This window comes from Pseudomonas botevensis, from assembly GCF_019145475.1.
Classification (GTDB): Bacteria; Pseudomonadota; Gammaproteobacteria; order Pseudomonadales; family Pseudomonadaceae; genus Aquipseudomonas; species Aquipseudomonas botevensis.
Genome location: NZ_JAHTKI010000030.1, coordinates 1 through 25480 on the forward strand (window position 1 = coordinate 1; position 25480 = coordinate 25480).

Annotated in this window: 23 protein-coding genes and 1 pseudogene; 10 read left to right on the plus strand and 14 right to left on the minus strand. The window is 62.4% G+C overall.

Features of this window, described 5'->3' with window-relative positions; genetic code table 11:
- Window positions 1–103: 103 nt before the first annotated feature.
- The 4 genes and pseudogenes from KVQ74_RS29700 to KVQ74_RS26365 form a co-directional block, all read right to left on the minus strand.
- Window positions 104–985, minus strand: a complete 882-nt coding sequence (locus KVQ74_RS29700; protein ID WP_404822755.1) for a methyl-accepting chemotaxis protein — start codon at window positions 983–985, stop codon at window positions 104–106.
- A pseudogene (locus KVQ74_RS29705) lies at window positions 962–2071 on the minus strand (HAMP domain-containing protein); the annotation flags it as partial. The pseudogene KVQ74_RS29705 and the gene KVQ74_RS29700, both read right to left, overlap by 24 nt.
- 108 nt (window positions 2072–2179) lie before the next feature.
- The gene (locus KVQ74_RS26360; protein ID WP_217834312.1) at window positions 2180–3577 is read right to left on the minus strand and encodes an aminotransferase-like domain-containing protein; all 1398 of its coding nucleotides are present in this window, start codon (window positions 3575–3577) and stop codon (window positions 2180–2182) included.
- Window positions 3578–3772: 195 nt separating this feature from the next.
- Window positions 3773–4534 carry an SDR family oxidoreductase gene (locus tag KVQ74_RS26365; protein WP_217834313.1) on the minus strand — a complete coding sequence of 254 codons (762 nt, stop codon included), beginning with the start codon at window positions 4532–4534 and terminating at the stop codon, window positions 3773–3775.
- A gap of 100 nt (window positions 4535–4634) precedes the next feature.
- On the opposite strand from KVQ74_RS26365, the gene KVQ74_RS26370 reads away from it, so the two are divergent.
- Entirely contained in the window at window positions 4635–4775 is a 141-nt protein-coding gene (locus KVQ74_RS26370) for a hypothetical protein (RefSeq protein WP_217834314.1), read from the plus strand.
- Window positions 4768–5772: an NADP-dependent oxidoreductase gene (locus KVQ74_RS26375; RefSeq protein WP_217834315.1), complete on the plus strand. Its 1005-nt coding sequence runs from the start codon at window positions 4768–4770 to the stop codon at window positions 5770–5772. Before KVQ74_RS26370 ends, KVQ74_RS26375 begins: the two co-directional genes overlap by 8 nt.
- A gap of 71 nt (window positions 5773–5843) precedes the next feature.
- On the opposite strand, the gene pyrF is transcribed toward KVQ74_RS26375, so the two are convergent.
- Entirely contained in the window at window positions 5844–6542 is a 699-nt protein-coding gene (pyrF, locus tag KVQ74_RS26380; RefSeq protein WP_217834316.1) for an orotidine-5'-phosphate decarboxylase, read from the minus strand.
- 294 nt (window positions 6543–6836) lie between these two features.
- On the opposite strand from pyrF, the gene KVQ74_RS26385 reads away from it, so the two are divergent.
- From KVQ74_RS26385 to xopAW, 3 genes are all read left to right on the plus strand, one after another.
- Window positions 6837–7586, plus strand: coding sequence for a response regulator (locus KVQ74_RS26385; RefSeq protein ID WP_217834317.1), 750 nt, complete (start codon window positions 6837–6839; stop codon window positions 7584–7586).
- The gene (locus KVQ74_RS26390) at window positions 7586–8635 is read left to right on the plus strand and encodes an ATP-binding protein (protein WP_217834318.1); all 1050 of its coding nucleotides are present in this window, start codon (window positions 7586–7588) and stop codon (window positions 8633–8635) included. Before KVQ74_RS26385 ends, KVQ74_RS26390 begins: the two co-directional genes overlap by 1 nt.
- A 136-nt stretch (window positions 8636–8771) precedes the next feature.
- Entirely contained in the window at window positions 8772–9626 is an 855-nt protein-coding gene (gene xopAW / locus KVQ74_RS26395; RefSeq protein ID WP_217834319.1) for an EF-hand domain-containing protein, read from the plus strand.
- 706 nt (window positions 9627–10332) lie between these two features.
- Here xopAW and KVQ74_RS26400 read toward each other — a convergent pair.
- The 9 genes from KVQ74_RS26400 to KVQ74_RS26440 form a co-directional block, all read right to left on the minus strand.
- A complete protein-coding gene (locus KVQ74_RS26400) occupies window positions 10333–11373 on the minus strand; it encodes an AI-2E family transporter (protein WP_217834320.1) in 1041 nt (346 codons plus the stop codon).
- Between the two features lie 68 nt (window positions 11374–11441).
- The gene (locus tag KVQ74_RS26405) at window positions 11442–12248 is read right to left on the minus strand and encodes a DUF4892 domain-containing protein (protein WP_217834321.1); all 807 of its coding nucleotides are present in this window, start codon (window positions 12246–12248) and stop codon (window positions 11442–11444) included.
- Between the two features lie 127 nt (window positions 12249–12375).
- Window positions 12376–13230: an alpha/beta hydrolase gene (locus KVQ74_RS26410; protein ID WP_217834322.1), complete on the minus strand. Its 855-nt coding sequence runs from the start codon at window positions 13228–13230 to the stop codon at window positions 12376–12378.
- Window positions 13227–14033 (minus strand): alpha/beta fold hydrolase, encoded by an 807-nt coding sequence (locus KVQ74_RS26415; protein WP_217834323.1) that lies wholly within the window; start codon window positions 14031–14033, stop codon window positions 13227–13229. The genes KVQ74_RS26410 and KVQ74_RS26415 overlap by 4 nt, the downstream gene beginning before the upstream one ends.
- Before the next feature lie 119 nt (window positions 14034–14152).
- Window positions 14153–14596: a hotdog fold thioesterase gene (locus KVQ74_RS26420; protein ID WP_217834324.1), complete on the minus strand. Its 444-nt coding sequence runs from the start codon at window positions 14594–14596 to the stop codon at window positions 14153–14155.
- Window positions 14597–14627: 31 nt separating this feature from the next.
- Window positions 14628–16283 carry an AMP-binding protein gene (locus tag KVQ74_RS26425; RefSeq protein ID WP_217834325.1) on the minus strand — a complete coding sequence of 552 codons (1656 nt, stop codon included), beginning with the start codon at window positions 16281–16283 and terminating at the stop codon, window positions 14628–14630.
- Between the two features lie 81 nt (window positions 16284–16364).
- Window positions 16365–16817, minus strand: a complete 453-nt coding sequence (gene sixA / locus KVQ74_RS26430) for a phosphohistidine phosphatase SixA (RefSeq protein WP_217834326.1) — start codon at window positions 16815–16817, stop codon at window positions 16365–16367.
- Window positions 16814–17161: a DUF4389 domain-containing protein gene (locus tag KVQ74_RS26435; RefSeq protein ID WP_217834327.1), complete on the minus strand. Its 348-nt coding sequence runs from the start codon at window positions 17159–17161 to the stop codon at window positions 16814–16816. The genes sixA and KVQ74_RS26435 overlap by 4 nt, the downstream gene beginning before the upstream one ends.
- 17 nt (window positions 17162–17178) lie before the next feature.
- A complete protein-coding gene (locus KVQ74_RS26440; RefSeq protein WP_217834328.1) occupies window positions 17179–18204 on the minus strand; it encodes an NAD(P)H-dependent glycerol-3-phosphate dehydrogenase in 1026 nt (341 codons plus the stop codon).
- A 196-nt stretch (window positions 18205–18400) separates the two neighbouring features.
- Here KVQ74_RS26440 and KVQ74_RS26445 point away from each other — a divergent pair, with 196 nt between their 5' ends.
- The 5 genes from KVQ74_RS26445 to fabB all read left to right on the plus strand — a co-directional run bounded on the left by KVQ74_RS26445 (window position 18401) and on the right by fabB (window position 25354).
- On the plus strand, window positions 18401–20524 hold the full coding sequence (locus tag KVQ74_RS26445) for a TonB-dependent receptor plug domain-containing protein (RefSeq protein ID WP_217834329.1): 2124 nt from the start codon (window positions 18401–18403) through the stop codon (window positions 20522–20524).
- Between the two features lies 1 nt (window position 20525).
- Complete coding sequence (locus KVQ74_RS26450; RefSeq protein WP_217834330.1) at window positions 20526–21458, plus strand: ABC transporter substrate-binding protein; 933 nt, start codon at window positions 20526–20528, stop codon at window positions 21456–21458.
- Entirely contained in the window at window positions 21455–23359 is a 1905-nt protein-coding gene (locus KVQ74_RS26455; protein WP_217834331.1) for an ATP-binding protein, read from the plus strand. Before KVQ74_RS26450 ends, KVQ74_RS26455 begins: the two co-directional genes overlap by 4 nt.
- A gap of 247 nt (window positions 23360–23606) precedes the next feature.
- Window positions 23607–24122, plus strand: coding sequence for a 3-hydroxyacyl-[acyl-carrier-protein] dehydratase FabA (gene fabA / locus KVQ74_RS26460; protein WP_003227150.1), 516 nt, complete (start codon window positions 23607–23609; stop codon window positions 24120–24122).
- Between the two features lie 11 nt (window positions 24123–24133).
- The gene (fabB, locus tag KVQ74_RS26465; RefSeq protein WP_015096439.1) at window positions 24134–25354 is read left to right on the plus strand and encodes a beta-ketoacyl-ACP synthase I; all 1221 of its coding nucleotides are present in this window, start codon (window positions 24134–24136) and stop codon (window positions 25352–25354) included.
- Window positions 25355–25480 lie beyond the last annotated feature (126 nt).

Consider the following 25480-nt stretch of genomic DNA (forward strand, 5'->3'; position numbering starts at 1 on the left):
CCGTAAGGGCGAAACCATAAGCCGCCGTTACCGAAGAAACGGATATACACCCAAACCAATCAAGAACCTGGTCGGCCCAAAAGCCGCCAAGGTCAAAAAAAGCTCAAAGCCGAAAATGCCCGACCATCCCCCGCAACTCCCCACCCAACTGCGCCAGCTCAACACTCGACGCCGCATTCCCCTGCATCGCAATCGAAGACTGATCCGCACTCGCCCGAATACTGGTCACACTGCGATTGATCTCCTCGGCCACCGAACTCTGCTCCTCGGCCGCCGCCGCAATCTGCTGATTCATCTGCTGAATCAACGACACCGCCGCCGCAATACTCCCCAACGCACTCTCGGTCTGCAACGCATCACTCACCGCCAGCTTCACCAACTCGCCGCTGCTCTGAATCTGCTGCACCGACGAATGCGCCGCCGTGCGCAGGGCACTGACCAGACGCTCGATCTCTTCGGTCGATTGCTGCGTACGACGGGCCAGCGCCCGCACCTCATCGGCCACCACCGCAAACCCCCTGCCCTGCTCTCCCGCCCGCGCCGCCTCGATGGCGGCGTTGAGCGCGAGCAGGTTGGTCTGCTCGGCGACACTCTTGATCACCCCCAGCACCGTGCCGATGTTCTGGATTTCCGCGCTGAGGCTTTCGATGCTGGAGCTGGCCGACGTGGCTGAATCCGCCAGTTGCTCGATCCGCGCCATGCTCTGACGCACCACCTGCTGACCGCTCTCGACCTTATCGTCCGCCGTCTGCGCCGCCAGCGCCGCTTCTTCGGCATTGCGCGCCACGTCATGAACGGTGGCAGTCATCTGGTTCATGGCCGTGGCGACCTGTTCGGTTTCCTCTTTCTGGCTGCTGACCTCAAGGTTGGTCTGCTCAGTCACCGCCGACAGTGATTGCGCCGAACTGGCCAACTGCTCGATACCGGCCTGCAACCCGCTGACAATCGTGCTCAGCCCTTCGCCCATCTGCTGCATGGCCTGCATCAATTGGCCGATTTCGTCGCGGCGGGTCACCTGGACGGTAGCGCTCAAGTCACCGGCGGCGATCCGCTGCGCCACCTCGATCACGCTGCGCAACGGCGCAACGATCAAGCGGGTGATGACCCACGCGGCAATCAACCCCACCAGCAGCGCCAGCGCCGAAGAACCAATAATCAGCACCGAGTTCTTCTTCAGCTCGCCCTGCATCGCGGCATCTTGCGCGACATAAGCCTGATCGACCCGCTCCACCACTTCGGCGGCGCGCTGATGCAGTTGCTCGTAAACGATTTTTTCCTGCGCCAGCAACCCGGTGTATTCGGCGAGTTTGTCGCTGAACCCGGCAATATGCCCGGACACCTCGTTGAGCACGGTCAGGTAGCCCTCATCCTTGATCGAGGACTTCAACTGCTCGGCCTGAGCCTGGGCCTGGGCGGCTTCCTCGATGTTGCCTTTGCCGGCACTGTCGGCATCACCCTTGCGACTTTGATCCAGACGGACCCGCGCCTCGTTCAGGGCCTGGAGCATCAGCCGGGAAACCTGGCTGACCTGACCGGCCTGTTCGATGAACTGCGCGCCATCCTTGCCCTCGGTGTCCTTCAGGGTATACGCGCCGTCATCGGCGAGCCCCGACTGCAACACATCAAGGTTGTTGGCGACGCTGGACACCGACCAGCTGGCCATTTCCAGCGCAAGGTCCTTGGCCTGGGTCAGCGAGACAAACTCGTCGAACGCCTTGCGGTAGGCCGCCAGCGACTGTTCGACATCGTTCATCACCGGCACGTTCGCGGGCGACAGGGCCTTGAGCTGATCGGCCAGGGCGATCAGTCCGTCCACTCCCTCATGGAGCGCATCGACGGTTTTCGGATTACTGTGCAGCGCATAGTCCTGCTCCAGCAGACGCACCTTGAGCAGGCCGCTGTTGAGCGACGACATCTGCTTGAGACCATCGAAGCGCTGGCTGATGGTTTGCAGGGACCAGACACCAATGGCCGCTACCAGTGCGGTCAGCAACAACACCAGGACAAACCCGATACCCATTTTTTTCGCCATACCGAGGTTGGCAAAACGTCCTTGCACGGCCGAAATCATTGCGCGTAGTCCCCTGCCATTGTCTGTTGACGAAGAGTCGCAACGGCCATGAAACAGCACAAGTCTCTGGCGTCGGAATAATGGCCAAAAGCTACGCCCGCGTCGTTTTCAGAACACTTGAGGTCGATCCGAAGTGCTGTTGCGGAAAAACCGTCGCGCCCTGGGATCGCAGGCATACGCCACGTTGATCCGCTGCCAGTCACTGGTCTCGCCACTGGGACTGAATGTCGTCGAACATGACAATAAAACCCCGCAACACCGGGCCTGCCGCCGCAGGCACGGGTTATCGCCGGTCGGTGAGCGCGCCCAGATGAACAGCCCTCCGGTCGGTTTGCCGAAAACTTCCCAGTCGGCATCCTCAAGAGCCTGCAACGCTGCCGCCCGATCGATATTCAAGCGCTGGCGCTGGCGCTGAACCAGCTTGCGATAAGCGCCACTGGCCAGCAGATTCGCCAGCACCGCTTCGCAGAACCGGGAGGTGCCCAGGCTGCTGACCCTCTTCACTTCCGCCAGACGCGCAACGAGGGCACTGTCTGCCTTCACAAACCCCACCCGCAACGAACTGCTCAGGGTCTTGGAAAAACTGCCGAGGTAGATCACTCGCTCATCGTCGTCCAGGGCAGCCAGGCGAACTCCGCTGCCATTGTGCATGTCAGCGTAGACATCATCTTCGATCACGCGCAAATCATGGATCTGACTCAGTTGCAGGATCCGTCGAGCCACGGCGGGCGACAGACAACTGCCGGTGGGATTGTGATGGTGGCTGTTGATGAACAGGGCAACAGGGTGAAACTGGCGCAGCAACGCCTCAAGCGCCTCGGTATCCGGCCCGCTCGGCGTGCGTCGCACTTCAAGCATGCGGATCCCGTGCAGCCGCAGCAGATCGAACAACGGGGCGTAACCGGGAGTTTCGACCACCACGCAATCCCCGGCCCGGAACAGGGTACGCACGATCAGGTCCAGCCCATGGCTGGCACCGGCGGTGGTCAGCAGTTGTTCGTCGCAGGTCTGGATATCGAGTGATTTCAGGCGTCTGGCGATCTGCGTCCGCAGCAACGGCAATCCCAGCGGCGTGCTGTAGCCGAACAGGCTGGCCATGTCGGTGCGCGCGACCTGGCGAATCGCATAACTGAGGTCATCGGGTTCGCGCCAGCTTTCGGGCAGGCTGCCCCAGCCCAGCGGCAATCCCCCGTCCGGCTCGCCCGCCGGATCATTCCAGGCCTGTCCGCCACCAAACGCCAGCGGATCGGAGTCCCTGGCCGGTTTCCCCGCCGCCGCCACGACAAACCCCGCACCTTGGCGCGAGGCGAGAATGCCCTGCGCCACCAGTCGTTCGCAGGCCTCGACCACCGCCGACTGGCTGAGCAGATTGCTTCGCGCGATGTGCCGGACAGAGGGCAGGCGCGTGGTCGGGGGCACGTCACCCTGCTGAATCCATTCGGTCAGTCCGTCAACAATCTGCTGTACGACCGGCACCATTGCCTGTCGATCAATTCTCAATTCCATGAGCAAGCAAACTCCTGTTCGTTTTGCTGGCGGCAGTAAATCACAGCCAGCCCGATCAGGCTGTGCGACAAAGCCGTCAAAACTGCGCGTTCTAAAGATTTGAAACACAATGCCCGGCCAATCCGGGGAACCTGCGCCCGGGCAAAGAAAAACCCGCACATTGGCGGGTTTTCCATGAGCGCGACAGCCGTCGATTCAGAACGCGGTCACGCCTCCGTCCACCGCCAGCGAATGGCCGGTGGTGAATGCGGCACCGTCGCTGCACAGGTAAAGCACAGCGCTGGCAATTTCCTCGACCTTGCCGATCCGCCCGACCGGGTGCATGGCATTGGCGAACTCGCCTTTCTTCGGATCGGCTTCATAAGCGCGACGGAACATGTCGGTATCGATGACCGCCGGGCACACGGCATTCACGCGAATTTTCTTCTTCGCGTACTCGATCGCCGCCGACTTGGTCAGGCCGATCACCGCATGCTTGGAGGCCGCATAGATGCTCATCTTCGGTGCTGCACCAAGGCCCGCCACCGAGGCGGTGTTGACGATCGCCCCGCCGCCCTGGGCCAGCAGCAGCGGCAATTGATACTTCATGCACAACCAGACGCCTTTGACGTTGACGCCCATGATCGCGTCGAACTCGTCCATCGTGCCTTCGGCCAGCTTGCCCTTTTCGATTTCGATCCCGGCATTGTTGAAGGCGTAGTCGAGACGGCCGTAGGTGTTGATCACCTCATCCATCAGATTTTTCACTTCACTCTCGACGGTAACGTTGCAGCGCACGAAGGTCGCTTCGCCGCCTGCTGTACGAATCAGCGCCACAGTGCCTTCGCCCCCGGCCGCATCCAGATCGGCCACCACCACTTTCAGGCCTTCGGCGGCGAAGGCCTGGGCGGTCGCGCGGCCGATGCCGTTGGCGGCGCCCGTAACGACGGCGACCTGGCCGGAAAACGTCATGCTCATTGTTATGTCCTCGAACGGATATCTGCGGGGGATTCAGTCTGCAGAATAGCCACACCACCCGCCACCACGTCAGCACTATCAGATGACCGTTTAGGTGCCCATGAATCGTAGTGATGAAACCCGCCACCGGACTATCACTGCACTGGATCAACGCGCATTCGCGACATCGGCCAACCTTGCGGCATCGTCGGCGAAGGTCTATCAACAACACTTCATTTCGTTGAGTGCCTGCCATGACTAACCAGACCAATCGCCAGTTCCTGCTCGCCAAACGCCCGGTGGGGGCCGCAACCCGCGAAACCTTCACCTATCAGCAAGTGCCGGTCGGCGAGCCGGCGGCGGGACAGATCCTGGTCAAGAACGAATACCTGTCTCTGGACCCGGCCATGCGTGGCTGGATGAACGAGGGCAAGTCCTACATCCCGCCGGTCGGCCTCGGAGAGGTCATGCGCGCCCTGGGCGTAGGCAAAGTCATCGCCTCGAACCATCCAGGGTTCGCAGTCGGGGACTACGTCAACGGTGCCCTGGGTGTGCAGGATTACTTCCTGGGCGAGCCCAGAGGTTTCTATAAAGTCGATCCGAAACTGGCGCCACTGCCGCGCTACCTCTCGGCGCTGGGCATGACCGGCATGACCGCCTACTTCGCCCTGCTGGACGTCGGCGCGCCGAAGGAAGGCGAGACCGTGGTGCTGTCCGGCGCGGCCGGTGCGGTGGGCAGCATTGCCGGGCAAATCGCCAAGCTCAAAGGCTGCCGGGTAGTCGGGATCGCCGGCGGCGCGGACAAGTGCAAATTCCTCATCGATGAACTGGGTTTCGACGGCGCCATCGACTACAAGAGCGAAGACGTGCTGGCCGGCCTCAAGCGCGAATGCCCGAAAGGCGTGGACGTGTATTTCGATAACGTCGGCGGCGACATCCTCGATGCGGTGCTCAGCCGCCTGAACTTCAAGGCGCGGGTAGTGATCTGCGGCGCAATCAGCCAGTACAACAACAAGGAAGCGGTCAAGGGACCGGCCAACTACCTGTCGTTGCTGGTCAATCGGGCGCGAATGGAAGGTTTCGTGGTGATGGATTACGCCGCGCAGTTCGCCGCCGCCGGCCAGGAAATGGCCGGATGGATGGCCAAGGGGCAGCTCAAGAGCAAGGAAGACATCGTCGACGGGCTGGAGACATTCCCCGAAACGCTGATGAAACTGTTCAGCGGCGAGAACTTCGGCAAGTTGGTGCTGAAGGTCTGAATCGATCGTTCAACAAGGCCTGAAAACAATGTGGGAGCTCTTCAGCTCCCACATTTGTTTTCAGTGTTTGATCAGGCCAGCTCGGCAACCACCGAAGCCAGAGCCTTGGCCGGATCGGCGGCCTGGCTGATCGGGCGGCCGATCACCAGATAGTCGGAGCCGGCATCCAGCGCCTGACGCGGGGTCAGAATGCGTCGCTGATCGTCCTGGGCACTGCCCGCCGGACGAATCCCCGGGGTCACCAGTTGCAGCGACGGGTGCGCGGTTTTCAGCGCCTGGGCTTCCAGTGCCGAACACACCAGACCGTCCATCCCGGCCTTCTCGGCCAGTGCCGCCAGACGCAGCACCTGCTCCTGCGGCTCGATGTCCAGACCGATACCGGCCAGGTCCTCCCGCTCCATGCTGGTCAGCACGGTCACGCCGATCAGCAACGGTTGCGGACCGCTGCGCTTGTCCAGCTCTTCACGGCAGGCCGCCATCATGCGCAGGCCGCCGGAGCAATGCACGTTGACCATCCACACGCCCATTTCCGCCGCCGCCTTGACCGCCATCGCGGTGGTGTTGGGAATGTCGTGGAATTTCAGGTCGAGGAACACCTCGAAACCCTTGTCACGCAGGGTGCCGACGATTTCCGACGCACAACTGGTGAACAGTTCCTTGCCCACTTTGACCCGGCACAGTTTCGGGTCCAACTGGTCGGCCAGCTTCAGCGCGGCGTCACGGGTAGGGAAATCCAGGGCGACGATGATAGGAGTCTGGCAGGCGGACATGGATGGGCTCTCAGGCAAGTCGAAATCGGCGCGCATTGTAGCGGAACCGCGCACGACGCGGCACCCGATGATCGGTAAATCGTGACAACGGCCGTGATCAGCATAGCGTTCGGCGCTATTGTGTCGACTCCGATACACAACCGACACGCCGGCAACATGCGCCCGCGCTAGCCTCGCCAGCCGCAACATGTCCTTACAGCAGCCCTTCCCGCCTCGCGGCCGGACGCCTATGCTGAAACCACAACCTCGCAGCCTATCTTTGTGGTTGGCGCCTACTGGCAGATGAACAGCCCCATGCACAACACCCAAGTCTCCGTGAACGACGAGCAAAAAGATGACAAGCGCTGGAGCGTCCGTGCGCTGATCGTCGACGATGACGTACCGATCCGTGAACTGATGATCGACTATCTGGCGCGCTTCAACATCCACGCCAGCGGTGTCACCGACGGCGCGGCGATGCGCCAGGCGCTGCAGGCCGAACATTTCGACGTGGTGGTGCTCGACCTGATGCTGCCGGGCGAAGACGGCCTGTCGCTGTGTCGCTGGCTGCGCGCCGAATCGGACATCCCGATCCTGATGCTCACCGCCCGCTGCGAACCCACCGATCGCATCATCGGCCTGGAACTGGGCGCCGATGACTACATGGCCAAGCCGTTCGAACCTCGGGAGCTGGTGGCGCGGATTCAGACAATTCTGCGGCGGGTGCGCGACGACCGTACCGAGCAGCGTGCGAATATTCGCTTCGACAACTGGCGCCTGAACAGCGTGCTGCGCCAGCTCATCGCCGACGACGGCCTGGTGGTGCCGCTATCCAATGCCGAATTCCGCCTGCTCTGGGTGTTCATCGAACGTCCGCGTCGAGTGCTCAGTCGCGAACAGTTGCTGGACGCCGCCCGTGGCCGCTCGATCGAGGCTTTCGACCGCAGCATCGACCTGCTGGTCTCGCGCCTGCGGCAGAAACTCGGCGACGACCCGAAAGCGCCCCAACTGATCAAGACCGTGCGCGGTGAAGGCTACCTGTTCGACGCCAGGGACATCGGCTGATGCGAGCGCGCTTCGACACGCTGTTCGGCCGCCTGTTCGGCGTGCTGTTGGTGGCGATTGTCCTGGCGCACCTGCTGGCCTTTGCCTGGTTCCGGCTCTACGGACCACCGCCTCCGCCCCCACCGCCGCCGTTCGCCGAAAACTTCGACGGGCAACGCCCCCCTCCGGATTCGCGCTTCCCGCCCCGTGCGCCGCGACCATGGTTCGGTGGGCCGCTGGTGCCGCTGACCTTTCAGTTCATCTCGCTGATCATCGCCGCATGGTACGGCGCCAAACTGCTGACCCGACCGATCCAGCGCCTGAGCGACGCCGCCGAACGCCTGAGCGAAGACCTCGACAGCCCGCCGCTGGACGAGTCCGGCCCGCGCGAAGCCAGGCAGGCGGCGCACACCTTCAACCTGATGCAGCAACGGATTCGTGGCCAGGTGCAGCAACGTGCGCGGATGCTCGGCGCCGTGTCCCACGACCTGCGCACACCGTTGTCCCGACTGAAACTGCGTCTGGAAAAGATCGACGACGAAAAGCTGCAAGGGCAGATGCGCCAGGACCTGGACGACATGATCGGCATGCTCGACGCCACCCTCACCTACCTGCACGAACAGCGCACCAGCGAGGCCCTGCAATTGATGGATGTGCAGGCGCTGGTCGAATCGCTGTGCGAAAACGCTCAGGATCAAGGCGCCGATGTCGAAGTCGGCGGCCACTGCGCACCGCTGCAAGTACAGCCGATGGCCCTGCGCTCGTGCATCAACAACCTGCTCGACAACGCCCTGCGCTATGCCGGGCAGGCGCGCATCGAATTGCAGGATCATCGCGAGCAACTGCTGATCTTTGTCATCGACCATGGCCCGGGCATCGCAGCGGACAAACGCGAGGCGGTGTTCGAACCGTTCTATCGCCTGGAAGGTTCACGCAACCGCAACTCCGGCGGCGTCGGCCTGGGCATGACCATCGCCCGGGAAGCGGCACAACGCCTGGGCGGCGAGTTGAACCTGGAAGAGACACGCGGCGGCGGCCTCACCGCCATCATTCGCCTGCCGCGTACCTGACCGGCAGAGCAAGCCAGTTCCTACTGCCGGAAACTGTGTACCAGGCGGTACAAATCCCACATACCCACGACACCTTGCGCCTTGAGGCTGCACAAGCCGGTACACCCACCGGTTTTCCAGTCCAAGGAGTGAGCCCATGATCGGTAGCGTCAGCAACTACACGAGCTATACCAGCACCAGCAGCACCACCACGCAAAACGCCCGCAGCCAGCAACTGCAAAAAGAACTGTTCGCCAAGCTCGACAGCAATGGCGACGGCGCGGTGGATCAGGACGAACTGAGCAGCGCCCTGTCGCAGAAGTCCGATGACGGCTTGCTGGTGAGCCTGAGCAAACAATTCGGCGATCTGGACAGCGACGGCAGCGGCAACCTCAGCGCCGAAGAAATGACCGCCATGGCGCCCCCTCCGCCACCACCTCACGATCAGGCCCCGAACACCGACCTCGCCGACGCCCTGATCAGCGCCCTGGACACCGACGGTGACGGCGCCATCAGCGGCGACGAACTGAGCACCGGCCTGACCAGCGCCGGCAGCACCGCCGACAGCAGCGAAGTCTTCTCGGCCCTGGATAAAAACAAGGACGGCGTCGTCAGCCAGGACGAACTCACCGCCAGCCTCACCCCTCCTCCACCACCGCCACCCCAAATCTCCAGTGACGAACTGTTCAGCCAACTCGACGCCGATGGCGACGGCAGCGTCAGCGCCACCGAACTGAGCAGCGCCCTGCAAACCAGCGACAGCACCTCTTCAACCACCAGCGATACCAGCGCTGCACTGCTCAAGGTCCTGGACAGCGACAGCAGCGGCGGTGTCAGCAGCGACGAACTCAAAGCCGCCCTGCAGGCCGGCCGCGAACGACCCAACGACGAACAAACCGCCAGCGCCCAAACCAGCACTGAAGCACTCAACCGCATGATCGCCAGCCTGAGCAAACAGTACTCGCTCGATAACGCGACCTCCGTCGGCAAATACCTGAATGTCGCGACCTGAGTGATGGCTTGAGAGCGATCGTTTCCATGCTGGGTTGAGTGTGGGAACGATCGGTTGAGGGGGGATGTGCGTCTTACGGATTTTGCGGGGACAAACTGTGTAGTGATCACAAACAGAATCAAAAGCCCCTCACCCTAACCCTCTCCCAAAGGGAGAGGGGACTGATCGAAGTGGCAGTGAAGAAGCCGTACACCCGCCAGAACCAGGTCGGCTCAAAGGCCGCCTTCGTGGGCAAGCCCACTCCCACAAAAGCAAGAGCAAGAGCAAGAGCAAGAGCAAGAGCAAGAGCAAGAGCAGCCTACGAAGCCCGCACCCGCTTCCCACCACTCAACACAATGAGCGTTAGCTCGAGTACCGCTTTTGATCTTGCCGTGCCGGCCCCTTCGGCAGGCTGAGTGGAGGGATTTATCCGGGGGTGGGAGCGCAGCGACCGTTTGGCGAAGCCAAACACATCGAGAGGAGGTGCAGCGAAGCAAACCGTAGGCGATGCCCCCCGGATGAATCCCGCAACGAAGGAACCCCGAGCCCCAGCGAGGGGCCGTACGCCGGGGCAAGACTTTTTGGTTCCTTTTGGGGCGTTTGCCAAAAGGGACTCGACCGTCAGGGCGAAACCGCCAGCAGCAACACCCCAAAAAAGGATATTCACACAGAACAAAACCCAGGAGCCTGGTCGGCCCAGAGGCCGCCAAGGCCAAAGCCGAACCAATCAAACCCGAGCCTGACTCTTACTCCAATCCGTCAACAAACTATAAGCCACCGCCAACAAAGTAGGCCCGATAAACAACCCGATAAACCCAAACGCAATCAACCCGCCAAACACCCCAAGCAACACAATCACCAACGGCAAATTCCCCCCACGGCTGATGAGATACGGCTTGAGCACGTTATCCACGCCACTGATGATGAACGTCCCCCAGATCCCGAGAAACACCGCCATCCCGTACTCACCCTTCCACGCCAGCCACGCCGTAGCAGGAATCCACACCAGCGGTGGCCCCATGGGAATCAGACTCAGCAGGAACGTCACAATCCCCAGCACCAACGCCCCCGGCACCCCGGCAATCAGGAACCCTATCAGCGCCAGGATCGCCTGCGCCGCTGCCGTACCGATGACCCCGTTGACCACCCGCTGCACGGTGCCCGCCACCAGTTCGATGTAATACCCGGCGCGGTCGCCGACCAGCCGCTCCAGCAGACTGTGGACAAACGCCGCCAGACGCGGCCCGTCACGGTAGAAAAAGAACACGAAGACAATGCTCAGGGTCAGTTCGAGGATCCCGCCGCCAATCTGCGCGCTGCGCGCCAGCAGCCAGTTGCCGACCTGCCCCAGATAGGGTTTGACCGCCACCAGCATCGCCGCGCCCTGCTGATCGATGCTGTTCCAGATCCCCACCAGACGCTCGCCCACCAGCGGCACACCGCCCAGCCAGGTGGGCGCCTCCGGCAGGCCGTCGACCTGCACGTCCTTGATAAAAGCCGTGGCATCGCGCACATGATCGGCGAGGTTGAGCCCCAGCCACACCAACGGTGCAGCCACCAGCACCATCCAGCCCAGGGTCAGCAGCAATGCCGCCAAGGATTCACGACCATTGAGCCAACGGGTCAGCAGGCGCATCAGCGGCCAGCTGGCGAACGCCAGCACGGCCCCCCAGAACAGCGCTGACCAGAACGGCGCCATCACCCAAAGACTGGCACCGAACAGCACCAGCAGGAGGATTTGCACCAGCAGTCGATCGTTATTGAGCATGTAAAGTCTCGAAAAAGTCAGTCAGGCAAAGCGTAGGCGAACACGCGGCATATGCTCGCCCAATACAACTAGCGTAATAGATCGATGCGCAGGCCAGCGCCGTCGGTGCTGCCGGTTTCCATCCGCGCCGCGCGCACGCCCTGACCGATCAGGGCCTGGCGCCAGGCCTCCGCCTTGATTCCGGACACCGTGACCCGCAGCGTGGTATCGAGATTCAGACCCCGGGAGAGCAGGCGAAGCCAGGTGTCATCCGGATCGCCGGTGAGCTTCGGAAAGTCCAGCTCTCCGGTGCTTTTCAGCTGTCGCAACAGGGTTGCCGAGGTCGGCAGCAGATCCCCCAGCGGAGCGCCGGCCTCAAACTGCTCGACATGCAGATAGGCCTTGCGATTGCCACGGGTGATGCCATACAGCGCCACCAGGGTGTTATCGCGAGGCGCCGCCAGCCGCAGCAGCAGATACGCCTGTTGTTCGTCGGCGCCATACAGCTTGGCATTGCCGAACACTTCGTTGGCCCACAGGCTGCTCTCGCCGCAGTCACGCGCCTGGCACCAGAACAGCAGCTCGGCGTCCTGTTTCTGCAAGGCTTCGCGGGCAACGGTGAAGGCTTCGTTGGAAGAATGTTCCGGCGGCAGTTCGTAGGTGATCGAGGTGGTTTGCCCACGGGCACTGACCTGACCGTCGAAACGCAACTGGCCACTGATCTTGCGGATCGAGCCCAACGGATAGATCCGTTCCAGCTCAACGGGCGGGCGATAGTCGACGATCTGCGCATCGGTCAGGCGCGGCACGATCGGCAGATCCTGACTGCCCGGCAGATCGGCAGCGAGTGACAGGGAACTGAAGAAGCCCAGCGCCAGCAGACTGAGTAACCGCATCGGCAGGCTCATCGGGCGGGCATGATCGGGGCGCCGGATCGGCGGTTCGGGGTCGCAGCGGTATCGAAATCCATTGTGGTCGTCTCCCATTTCAACCCGCCCAGCCTCGACAGTTGCCCGGTGCAAGTCAAGGAATGGCGAAGAACCGATTGAAACAGTCTGCGACAAGGTCGGCACCGGACTCGTCGTTCAGGTGCAGATGATGCCCACCCGGCAACTGTTCCCGGCTAAAGGGTAGCCGCTCCAGCAACTCGGGATGTTTGGCCAGCATGCCGTCGGCAGCGATCACCAGTTGCGCAGGACAACCGATCCGCTGGACGAAGGCCATCGCCTGTTCCTGTGTCAGACGCAGCGGCGACGGCAAGGTCAGGCGATTGTCGGTGCGCCAGGTGTAACCGCCGGGCACCGGCATCAGCCCGCGTTGCGCCAACAGCTCGGCGGCTTCGCGACTGACCGCCACCAACCCTTTCATCCGGGCTTCGATGGCGCGGTCGAGGGTGTTGTAGACCGGTTTGCGTTTTTCCCGCAGATCCAGTTGCGCTTGCAGGGCCATGCCCATGCGTTCGGCCGCATTTTCGCCCTTGTCCGTAGGAGGAATCACCCCGTCGATCAACGCCAGATGGCTGATGCGCTCCGGCAGCGAACCGGCCAGCACCAGCGAAACGATCGCGCCCATGGAATGCCCGAGCAGGCCGAAACGCTTCCAGCCCAGTTGCTCGGCGACTTGCAGCACGTCATGGGCGTAGTCCCACAGCGCGTACCCGGCACCGTTCGGACGATGCCCGGAGTGACCGTGACCGGCCATGTCCAGGGCGATGATGCGCAAGCCTTTGAGCTTGGGCGCCAGCCGGGCGAAGCTGTTGGCGTTGTCCAGCCAGCCATGCAGGGCGATCACCGGCAATCCGTCCTCGGGGCCGAACAGGTGCGCCGCCAGTTCGATATGCGGCAGGCTCAGGCGCACTTCTTCGAAGGCGTGGTTCATGCGCAATCCCTGGCGAGCCGGTTGTCCCAGCGCTGGAACAGGTTTTTCAGCAGCAACGCCGTGTCTTGCGGCCGCTCCAGAGGAAACATGTGGCCGCCGGGCATGGTCAGCGACTCGCCCTGGGGCAGACGCCCGACAAAACTGGTGTGATGGCGCATCACCACGCGGCTCTTGTGTCCGCGCACTACGGCCAGCGGCACCTTCAACTGACGGGTGCGACCAGGGCTGGTGTGCGGCACGCCGCGATAGATGCTGATTTCAGTGGCCGGATCGAAGCGCAGGCGCAGCTTGTCGCCGACCTTGTGCAATCCATGTTGAAGGTAGGCGTCGAAACACTCGGGATCAAAACCACGGAACAGGGTCTTGCCGGCAAAGTAGCTGCGGGCACTGTCGAGGTCGGCAAACTCTTCCCGACGACCGAGGGTGCGCCCGGCCGGCGTCAGTCGGTCAATGAAGCCGAAGCGCTTGGCGGCGCGGATCACCCATTGGTCCGTGCGGGTCAGCACCGGCGAATCGAGCATCACCACGCCCCGGTACAGCTCCGGGCAGCGCAGCGCGGCATGCAGATGCAATACGCCACCGAAGGAGTGGCCGACGCCCCACACCGGTTCATCCTGCTGTTGCAGGTGATGGATCAATTCATCAACGAGGTTGTACCAGTTGTCATCCGCCGGAAAGCGCGGGTCATGGGCATGCTGTTGCAGATGCGCGACCCGGTACTCGGGCGCCAGCGCCGAGAACAGCTTGCCGTAGGTGCCCGACGGGAAACCATTGGCGTGGGCGAAAAAGATCGGTTGCGACATACCGGCAAATCCATGAGCGGGAAACATGGCGTTGATTGTCCGCAAGACCACGGCGCCGGGCAATGACCGTAACTGCCAGGAATGATGACAGTCCGGTCAGGATGATGGTGCCTGGGAGATCACCGCCCCGGCGGTTGCTCACCCAGCGGCACCACCGCCATGGTCAGCCGCGACACGCAACTGGCCTTGCCCTCATCGCTGGTCAGGCGAATGTCCCAGACGTGGGTGGTGCGGCCGATGTGAATCGGTTTGGCCACCGCCGTCACCCGCCCGCTGCGCAGGCCTCGCAGGTGGTTGGCATTGATTTCCAGACCCACGCAATAGAATTTGCTGGCGTCGATGCACAGGTAACTGGCCATCGAACCCACGGACTCCGCCAGCACCACCGAAGCACCACCATGCAACAAGCCGTAAGGCTGGTGGGTGCGATGGTCGACGACCATGCTGGCAGTCAGGGACTCGTCGTCGAACGACTCGAAGCGGATATCCAGCACTTCGCCGATGGTGTTTTTCTGGATCGCGTTCAACTGCTCGATATTGGGAGTGGTACGCCACAAGGTCATCGCAGGCTTCCTTTGTTGTTTGGGTCGTCGCTCAATCCTGCCACAGCACCGCCTCGCTGCGCTCGCTCCATTCTTCGAAGCGTGCGCCGTAGGTGTCTTCGATGATGTTGCGTTTGATTTTCAGGGTCGGGGTGAGGAAACCGTTCTCCACCGCCCAGCTGTCCTTGACCACCACCAGCCGGCGCAGACGTTCGTGTTTATCGAGCACCGCGTTGACCTCTTCCAGGAGTTTTTCCAGGCTCGAATGCAGGCTCGCCCGGCCCTCGTCGCGCCCGGCGAGCGACAGCACGCACAAACCCAGCGGCGCGCTCAGGCCGTCGCCGACCACACAGACCTGCTCGATCCGTGAATGCACCGCCAGTCGGTTTTCGATCGGGGCCGGAGCGACGTATTTGCCCTTGCTGGTCTTGAAGATTTCCTTGAGTCGCCCGGTCAGGCGCAAGCGTCCTTCGACGTCCTGTTCCCCTTTGTCGCCGGTACGCAGAAAGCCGTCCGGTGTCAGGGTTTCTGCGGTTTTCTGCGGTTCTTTGTAGTAGCCGAGCATGTTCGCCTGGCTGCGCACCTGCACTTCACCGCTCTCGTCGATGCGCACCTCGACATCCGGGCACGGCTTGCCGATCCAGCCCTGTTTGTACTGGCCCGGCAGGCAAATGTGCGAATAACCGCTGCTCTCGGTCATGCCGTACACCTCAAGCACCTCCAGCCCGAGTTTCTGATACCAGTCGAGCAAGGCCTGGGGCACCGGCGCCGCGCCGGACAGGGCTACGCGCAAGGCATCCAGCCCCAGCCCCGCCAGGACCTTGTGCCCGACCCGTTTGCCGATAAAGGGCAGACCCAGCAGAAAATCCAGGCGCCTGGCCGGGATCTTGCCGTAGACGCCCATCTGGAACTTCGTCCAGATTCGCGGCACGCCAAACAGCGCCGTGGGCCGCGCCCGTTGCAGATCGGTGATGAAGGTGTCGAGGCTCTCGGCAAAGAACACGGTCTGCCCGGTATAGATCGACGCCAGTTCGACGAACATCCGTTCGGCAACATGGCACAGCGGCAAGTAGGACAGCAGCCGGTCGTTTTCATTGAGGCCGAACAACTGCGTGCCGCGCGTCGTGGCGAAACCGAGGTTGGCGAAGCTGTGCATCACGCCCTTCGGCAGGCCCGTGGTGCCGGAGGTGTAGATGATGGTCGCCAGTTGCTCGGCGGCAGGTCGCGGGTCGTCCTGGATCGGCGAGCTGCGTTGCAGGTCTTCCCAACTGAAATCGAACGTGCCCGGCGGGTGCAGCGGCAGGCTGATGGTCGGCAGGTTTTCCGGCACGCCGAGGGACATCCCCGGCCAGTCATCGAGCTTGCCGATGAACGCCAGCACGCTGTCGGAGTGCCTGAGCACCTGGCCCACGGAGTCGGCGGTGAGATTGGGATACAGCGGCACCGAGACATGCCCGGCCATCCAGATCGCCAGGTCGGCGATGATCCAGTGCGCGCAGTTTTTCGAGATCAGCGCAATGTGGCTGCCCTGGGGCAACTCCCGGGCACGCAGCCAGTGCGCTGCGCAGCGAGCCTGATGGCCGACATCAGCCCAGGTCAGGGTCTCGACCTGCCCGCCACCGATGGGTTGCACCAGAAAGCGTTGGCGCGGATGCCGGGCTTCACGCTCGTAGAACACGTCCAGCGGCAAACGGGATGCGACAGACATGCGACTCGCTCCTCTTTTTGGGTCTGGAGCAAGCGTAGCCAACCAAGCAAGTGCTTGGTTGGAAATTTCAAACAAATAATTTCAGGGGTGTTTGAGGCTGTTGAGCGTCATCGAGCCGATCAGCAGTTCGCCATGCTCAAGCTCCGCCAGGCCCGCCGTGCTGACTTTTTCCGGCGGATGCCCGGCGCCGTGTTGCAGGTAGCTCAGCAGGTGCCCTACCAGCGGATTGTGGCTGACCAGCAGCACGTTGCTCACCGACACCAGTTGATCGGTCACCCGGTCCGGATCGGTTTCCGGCGTCAGCCACTCGACCGTGCGGATCTCCGGTTCGAAACCCAGTGCCTCACGCACCAATTGCGCCGTTTGCTGCGCACGCAGGTAAGGGCTGGCGTAGATAGCGGTCAACGGCTGGCCGATCAGCCGCGCCGCGCTGCTCAAGACTTCCTTGCGACCGTGTTCGGTCAGCGCTCGCTCGGAGTCGGCGCGCGAACCGTAGGGCTCGGCCTCGCCATGACGCAATACCCAGAGTTTCATAGCTTGGGTTCCTCATCTCGGACCGGATGGGCGGCCGGTGGCACCGCATGCGGCGCTTCGCCTTCCGGGGCTCGTGACGTCGGCCAGTCGGCGAACGGCCAAGGCTTCTGGTCGCTGTGGAAACTGCCAAAACGGCCGATCTGCGCCAGGAACTGGCTCAGGCTGTCGCCGAAATTCATCAGGCCGGCGCTCGGGGCGCCGTAGATCAAACGATAGATCAATTGCACCAGCACCACCGCGCCGAGGATGAACTGCGCGACCTGCCAGACCAGCACGTAGACAATCATCCACAGCACGCGCAGCAGGATGGACTCGTATTTGGCTTCGATTTTCGGATCGTTCATGTTGGCTCCCTGCTACTTCAGTTGAAACCGCTGGTGGAAATAAAGTCGACGTCGGTTTTCGGCTCGGCCCGCATCAGCAGCCCGATCACCTGCTCCAGCGTGCGCCCTTCGAACAGAATCGCATGCAGCCCGGCGACCAGCGGCATGTACACGCCAATCTCCTGGGATTTGGCCTTGAGCACTTTCAGGGTGTTGACCCCTTCGGCGACCTCCCCCAGCCGCGACACCGCTTCGTCGAGACTCAGGCCCTGACCGAGGGCGAAACCGACCTGATAGTTGCGGCTCTTGGGCGACGAGCAGGTGACGATCAGATCGCCGACGCCGGCCAGGCCCAGGAACGTCATCGGGTTGGCGCCCTGACTCACCGCAAACCGGGTCATCTCGGCCAGGGCGCGGGTGATCAGCATGCTCTTGGTGTTCTCGCCCATTTCCAGCGCCACCGCCATGCCGGCGATGATCGCGTAAACGTTTTTCAACGCACCGCCCAGTTCCACGCCAAAGCGATCGGCGCTGGCATACACACGGAACGTACGGCCATGCAACGCAGCCTGCACTTCTTTGCAGAGGTCTTCGTCTTCGCTGGCGACCACCGTGGCAGTCAGTGCGTGTTCGGCGATTTCCCGCGCCAGGTTCGGCCCGGACAGCACGCCGATGCGCGCCTGCGGGGCGATCTCTTCGAGAATCTGGCTCATCAGTTTGAAGGTGTGGGCTTCGATGCCCTTGGTCAGGCTGACCAGCATCTTGCCGCTCAAGCGCTCGGCATGGGCGGCCAGCACCGTGCGCAACGCGCTGGACGGCAGCGCGACAAAGCACAAGTCACAGGCGTCGAGGGTTTCTTGCAGGTCGGTGACGGCGGTCACCTGCGGCAGAATCTTGATGCCCTTGAGGTAACGCGGGTTCTCGCGATTGACCCGGATGGCCTCGGCCTGCTCCGGATCACGCATCCACTGCCGGACTTGATGGCCGTTCTCGGCCAACAGATTGGCCACGGCGGTACCGAAACTTCCGCCTCCCAGGACCGCAATCGGGCGCTGTTCAGTCATATGTAATCCGTTAATCCATACCAGTGGCGATGCGGGCATTATACGGAGCGGCCCCCGCTCGGACAGCCCCGAGATCAATTACCGGCACTTGTAGGAAGAAGACCAACAAAAGCGAGGAAAATGCCTGCAACGTGACTGGAAAAGTCACTGCCGTCGGTTAACATGCGCGCCAATTCTTCACTATCAAGGCTGTGTCGTGTCTCTTGGCCCCTCCTCCACTCGTTCGTCGCTGCTGCTGGCGCTGCTGTTCAGCCCGGCATTGCTGGCGGACGACCTGTTTCTCGAGAGCGAGAGCCTGCCGCAAGTATTGACCGCCACCCGGCTGAAACAGACACCGGCGGAAGTACCGGGGAGCATGACCGTTCTGGACAGCGAACTGATCAACGCCAGCGGCGCCCGGGACATCAGCGAACTGCTGCGCCTGGTGCCGGGGATGATGGTCGGCAACATCAGCGGCAATCAGGCGGCGGTCAACTACCACGGCACCAACGCCAGCGAAGCACGGCGCATGCAGGTGCTGATCGACGGCCGCTCGGTGTACCGCGCGGGCCTGGCCACGGTGGACTGGAGCGACATTCCGGTGGCCATGGAGGACATCGAGCGCATTGAGGTGTTTCGCGGGCCGAACACTGTCAGCTACGGCGCCAACGCGCTGATGGCGGTGGTCAACATCATCACCCGCCATCCGGCGGACAGTCACGGCACCCGCCTGAAGATCACCCGTGGCGAGCGCGGCATCAACGATTTCTATGCCAGCCAGGGCCTCGGCTGGAACGGCGGTGATCTGCGTCTGTCGCTGTCCGGCCAGGAAGACGATGGTTTCGACAGCGATCGCAATGGCGCCGACTACCGTGACAGCCGCCGCTTGAACCGCTTCAGCCTCGCGGTCAGCCAGGCCCTGAGCGACAACCAGAGTCTCGACTGGCAGATCGACGCGAAGGACGGCACCAACCAGCGGCCCTACACCTACCACCCGGTGTTCTCCGGGATTACCGCCGCCGGGAACAATTCCGACGTAATCGCCAAGGATTACGCCGGTTCGGTGCGCTGGAACCTCGACGTCAATCCAGATCACAGCCTTTATATACAAGGCTCGGCCCAGCACTGGGATCGCCAGCAAGTCTGGCGCGCCTGCGACGCCGAAGTATCGTTCAGCCCGCAACTCACGCAGCTATGGCAGCTCAACCCGAACTACACCGAGCGACTGGCGCGTAACATGCCGCGCTTCGCCGGTCCCGGCGCGCCGCCCGGCACTGCGGCGGAAATGGCCCTGGCCAATCAGGTGCTGGATCAATGGCGCAACGGCGCCAGCCAGACCCTTTGCGGCGACATCGACCAGAGCACCCGGGAATCGCGCTACGACCTCGAATTGCAGGACACCCTCAGCCTGTCCGACAGCCTGCGACTGGTCAGCGGCATGAACTATCGTTACGACCGGGCCGATTCCGAGACGTACTTCAACGGCACTCTGGACGACACCACCTGGCGTGCCTTCGGCCAACTGGAGTGGCGTGCCAGCGAGCACTGGCTGTTGCAGGGCGGTGCGATGTACGAGGACACCCGGCTGATCGGCAGCTCGCTGACGCCCAGGTTCGCCGTCAATTATCTGATCAACCCGCGCCACAGCCTGCGTGCGGTGTACTCGGAGGCGATCCGTTCGCCGGACATGTTCGAGAACAACGTCAACTGGAGTTATCAGGTGACCAACCTGCAGCCCGCAGCCTTTGGCCAGTCTTCGGCGCGCTACTTCGTCAAGACCCGTGGCCCCGGCGATCTCGACCAGGAGCACATACGCTCGCGGGAGCTGGGCTACAACGGTTATTTTGCCGAGCTTGGCCTGGCGCTGGACGTGAAGCTGTTCTACGACGAAATCAGCGGCATGATCAGCGAACCGCTGCGCAACAATCAGTACATCGCCAGCAACGCCAACAACTCGCGCTTTCGCGGTACGGAAAGTCAACTGGACTGGCGCCTGAGCCAGATCGACCGCTTGCGCCTGACCTACGCGTTCGTTGACGCCGAAGCGAGCAATCCTCTCGACCAGCAATTCTCCGCCCGCAACAGCGGCTCGGCCGGCTGGCTGCGCGACTGGGGCCACGGCTGGAACAGTGCCCTCTTCTACTATGGCGACAATGCGCTCAACGGCTACCGCTTCGAACGGGTCGATACCCGCATCGCCAAACGCATCCCCCTGGGCAAGGCCCACCTGCAACTGGCCGGCGTGCTGCAACAGCGCCTCGATCACCAGCCGACCACATTCGTCGACAATAATTATGACGAACGCCGGGTGATGTACTTCAGCGCCGAGCTGGAGTTCTGACATGCGCTACGGCACGTCACGGAAGACGCCAACGGTCGGTCAATGGCTGATCGGCCTCTGCCTGTTCCTCACCGCCTGGCTGCATGGGGTGGCGGTTCAGGCGGCGGACATTCTGCTGATCGGCAGCGAGGAAAGCCCCGGCGTGCAGTCGTTCGTGCAGGCCCTGAGCGAATTGCGCCCGACCGACCGCGTGCGTTTCCAGCCGCTGGCCAGCCTGCCGGCGCCGGGCAAGCTGCCGGCCAGCCTGCGCCTGATCCTGCTGGACCTGCCGAGCCTGGACTGGCGCCTGAAAGAGTCCCAAGGCCCGGCGACGCTGGTCTTGCGCATCAGTCGCCTGCAAGCGCAGCAGCGTTTAGCCGGCGCGCAGCCCGCGCATTTGAGCCTGCTGTGGAGCGATCCGCCACTGAGCCGGCAGTTGCAACTGATCCGGCGGATTCTGCCCCAGGCCCGGCGGGTCGGTGTGCTGTTCGATCAACACAGCGAGTTCATGCTCAAGGAACTGCATCTGGCGGCCAGCCCGTTCCATCTGGAAATCGTCGGCCAGCGCTGGGACAACACCCAGGACAGCCGCCCGTTGCAAGCGGTGCTGAAAAACAGCGATGTGTTGCTGGGCCTCGACGATCCCGATCTGTACAACCCGAAAACCGCGAAAAACCTGCTGCTCAGCAGCTACTCGCGGCAACTGGCGCTGGTTGGCCCGAACGCCGCATTCGTGCGGGCCGGCAGCCTCGCCAGCACCTACAGCGACCAGCGCGACTGGCTGGCAATCCTCGACGACTTGCTCGACCGCCCACCCGCCAGTTGGCCGCGCTCGCTCTATCCCGGACGTTTTAAAGTCTTAAGCAATGCGCAAGTGGCTCGTTCCCTGAGTATCGAACCGATTGATGAAGTCTCCGTTGCTACGGAATTGGCCGAAGGAGAGCGCCACCCATGATTTTTCGTCGCCGATGGGACATCAACACCCGCACCCAGCTCATCAGCCTGGGGCCTGCGCTGTTGCTGACCTTGCTGCTGATCAGTTTTTTCACCTTCGTGCGCATCCAGGATTTGCGCCAGGAGCTCAATCACACCGGGCAACTGATCGCCAATCAACTGGCCCCCGCCACTGAGTACGGGGTGATTTCCGGCAATAACGAAGTGTTGGAAAGTCTGCTCAAGGCCACGCTGGCGACACCCAACGTACGTTTTCTGGAAATTCAGGACAGTGCCAACCGGATTCTGGTCTACGTCGAACAACCGGCGGACAGCCACCGGCGCCCGCATCAGGTCGAAGTGTTCCAGGCTCCGGTGCGCCTGCAACGCATTGCCCTGCACAACGATTTCTTTCAGGACGGCAAAAGCGCCAACGGCACGGCCGGCGAGGACTATCTGGGGCGGGTGATTGTCGGCCTGTCCAACGATGCGTTCAGTCAGCGCCAGCAGGAAATCCTGTTCAAGGCCGGGGTTCTGGCGCTGTTCGCCCTGCTTTTCACTTTTGTTCTGGCGCGACGTCTGGCCGGGAGCCTGGCGCAGCCGATCCGGGATATCGGCCTGGCGGTCAAGGCGATTCAGGACGGCGACTACAAGACACCGCTGCCGATCGTCGATGACACCGAACTCGGTGCCCTGTCGCAACACATCAACAACCTGGCCCAGGCTCTGGAGCAGGCCAGCCGCGAACAGCACCAGGCCATGGCGCAACTGATCCAGACCCGCGAAGAGGCGGAAAAGGCCAACAACGCCAAGTCGGATTTCCTGGCGATGATGAGCCATGAACTGCGCACACCCATGAATGGCGTGCTCGGCATGCTGCAATTGCTGGAAACCACCGAAATGACCGAGGAGCAGATCGAATACGCGGCCCTGGCCTCGGAATCCACCGAGCACCTGCTCAAGGTGATCAACGATATTCTCGATTTCTCGCGCATCGAGCGCTCGGAACTGGAACTGGAGCACATCGCGTTCAACCTTGCCGACCTGATCGGCGCCTGCGCCCAGTCGTTCCAGCACAGCGCGGTGCAGCGTGGCCTGAGCCTGCAACTGCGCATCCCGGACGATATGCGCGGTTTGCAGGTTCAGGGCGATCCAACGCGGATCCGGCAGATTCTGGTGAACCTGCTGGGCAACGCGCTGAAGTTCACCGAACAGGGGCGCGTCAGCATCGAGGCGCAGTGGCAATCGCTGGATCACGAGCTGCTGTGGTTCACCTGTTCGGTACGCGACAGCGGCATCGGCATTCCTCCGGAGAGCCTGGAGCTGATGTTCAATGCGTTCCAGCAGGCCGACAGCTCAATTTCCCGGCGCTACGGCGGCACGGGCCTCGGTTTGCCGATTGCCCGTACCCTCGCCGAACGGATGGGCGGCACCTTGCGCGCGCAGAGTGAGGAAGGTCGCGGCTCGGTGTTCACCCTGGAAATTCCGCTGGCGCTATATAAGCAGGCACTGCCGGCACTGACCGCGCCGCGTGCGGTGAACGGCACCGGTCACGGCGAGGGGCGCAATGTGCTGCTGGTCGAGGACAACCCGGTCAACCAGACCGTGATCGAATCCATGCTGCGCAGCCTGGGCTTTGCCGTCAGCGTCGCCACCGATGGCGCGCAAGCGGTGCGCAGTGCCGGCGACGGCAGCTTCGAGGCGATTCTGATGGACTGCCGCTTGCCGGTCATCGACGGCTACGAGGCGACCCGGCAGATCCGCCGCCTGCCCGGCTGCAGTCAGGTGCCGATCATCGCCCTGACCGCCAACGCCTTGCAGGGCGACCGCGAGAACTGCCTGTCGGCAGGAATGAACGACTACCTGGCCAAGCCATTCAAACGCAATGACCTGCAGCAGATTCTGCAACGCTGGGTGCAGTAGTAACGGCCTTTCGACCATCTGCGACTGGCGTGAAAAGCGAAAGTGCGGCAGTCTTAGGCACCGAAACGAGCCTCAAAAGGGGCTTGAATAAAAATTTCAGTGCACAAGTGTACATTCATGTCCTTGGTGCTGTGACTTTCACTACAACGCAATAGTCTATGAGTAGGCTGCCGGATCGAGGCATGAACGCTTCGATCGGCCGGGAAGATTTGCCCCACCTGCCGCATGGGACTATTGAGGAGCTCGCATGACCAAACAAAACGCCTTTACCCGGGAAGACCTGCTGCGCTGCAGTCGCGGTGAGCTGTTCGGCCCAGGTAACGCGCAACTGCCCGCCCCGAACATGCTGATGGTGGATCGCATCACCCTGATCAGCGAAGAAGGCGGCAAGTACGGCAAAGGTGAATTGGTCGCCGAGCTGGATATCAACCCTGACCTGTGGTTCTTCGCCTGCCACTTCGAGGGCGATCCGGTGATGCCGGGCTGCCTGGGTCTGGATGCCATGTGGCAACTGGTCGGCTTCTTCCTGGGCTGGCAAGGCCTGCCGGGCCGTGGCCGTGCGCTGGGTTCGGGCGAAGTGAAGTTCTTCGGTCAGGTCCTGCCGACCGCCAAGAAAGTCACCTACAACATTCATATCAAGCGCGTCCTCAAGGGCAAGCTGAACCTGGCCATCGCCGACGGTTCGGTCACTGTCGACGGTCGCGAAATCTACACCGCCGAAGGCCTCCGGGTCGGCGTGTTCACCTCCACTGACAACTTCTAAGGGTTATTCGCATGCGCCGCGTCGTTATCACTGGTCTGGGCATTGTTTCGTGCCTGGGCAATGACAAAGAGACCGTCTCCGCTAACCTGCGTGCAAGCCGCCCGGGCATCCGGTTCAACCCGGAATATGCCGAAATGGGTCTGCGTAGCCAGGTTTCCGGCTCCATCGACCTCAACCTTGAAGAGCTGATCGATCGCAAGATCTATCGCTTCGTCGGCCACGCGGCGGCTTACGCCTACCTGGCCATGAAAGACGCCATCACCGACTCCGGCCTGACCGAAGAGCAAGTGTCGAACCCGCGTACCGGCCTGATCGCCGGCTCCGGCGGTGCTTCCACTCTGAACCAGATGGAAGCGCTGGACATCCTGCGCGAGAAAGGCGTCAAGCGCGTCGGCCCATACCGCGTAACGCGGACCATGAGCAGCACCGTTTCGGCCTGCCTGGCCACGCCGTTCAAGATCAAGGGCCTGAACTACTCCATCGCTTCTGCCTGCGCCACCAGTGCTCACTGCATCGGTACTGCCATGGAACAGATCCAGATGGGCAAGCAGGACATCGTTTTCGCCGGCGGCGGTGAAGAGGAGCACTGGAGCCAGTCGTTCCTGTTCGATGCCATGGGTGCCCTGTCCAGCAAGCGCAACGACACCCCGGAACAAGCCTCCCGCGCCTACGACGCCGACCGTGACGGTTTCGTCATCGCTGGCGGTGGCGGCATGGTCGTGGTCGAGGAGCTGGAGCACGCTCTGGCCCGTGGCGCGAAGATCTACGCGGAAATCGTCGGCTACGGCGCGACTTCCGACGGCTACGACATGGTTGCCCCGAGTGGCGAAGGCGCGATCCGCTGCATGCAGCAGGCGCTGTCCACCGTCGACACCCCGATCGACTACCTGAACACCCACGGCACCTCGACTCCAGTCGGCGACGTCGCGGAAATGAAAGGTGTACGCGAAGTGTTCGGCGACAAGGCACCGGCCATCAGCTCCACCAAGAGCCTGTCGGGTCACTCCCTGGGCGCCGCCGGCGTTCACGAAGCGATCTACTGCATGCTGATGATGGAAGGCAACTTCATCGCCGGTTCCGCCAACATCGACGAACTGGACCCTGAAGTGGCCGATCTGCCGGTGCTGACCAAGACCCGCGAAAACGCCACCATCAACACCGTGATGAGCAACAGCTTCGGCTTCGGTGGCACCAACGCCACCCTCGTGCTGAAGCGCTGGGAAGGCAAGTAATGCCCTTCTGTTGAGCCGCACATGAAAACGCCCCGACTGGTTCGGGGCGTTTTTTTTCGCCTGCGCAAAACCTCACGTCCTCTTTTCCAAGCAGCTGAAATCACTCTCAAAGATGAAACATCTGTC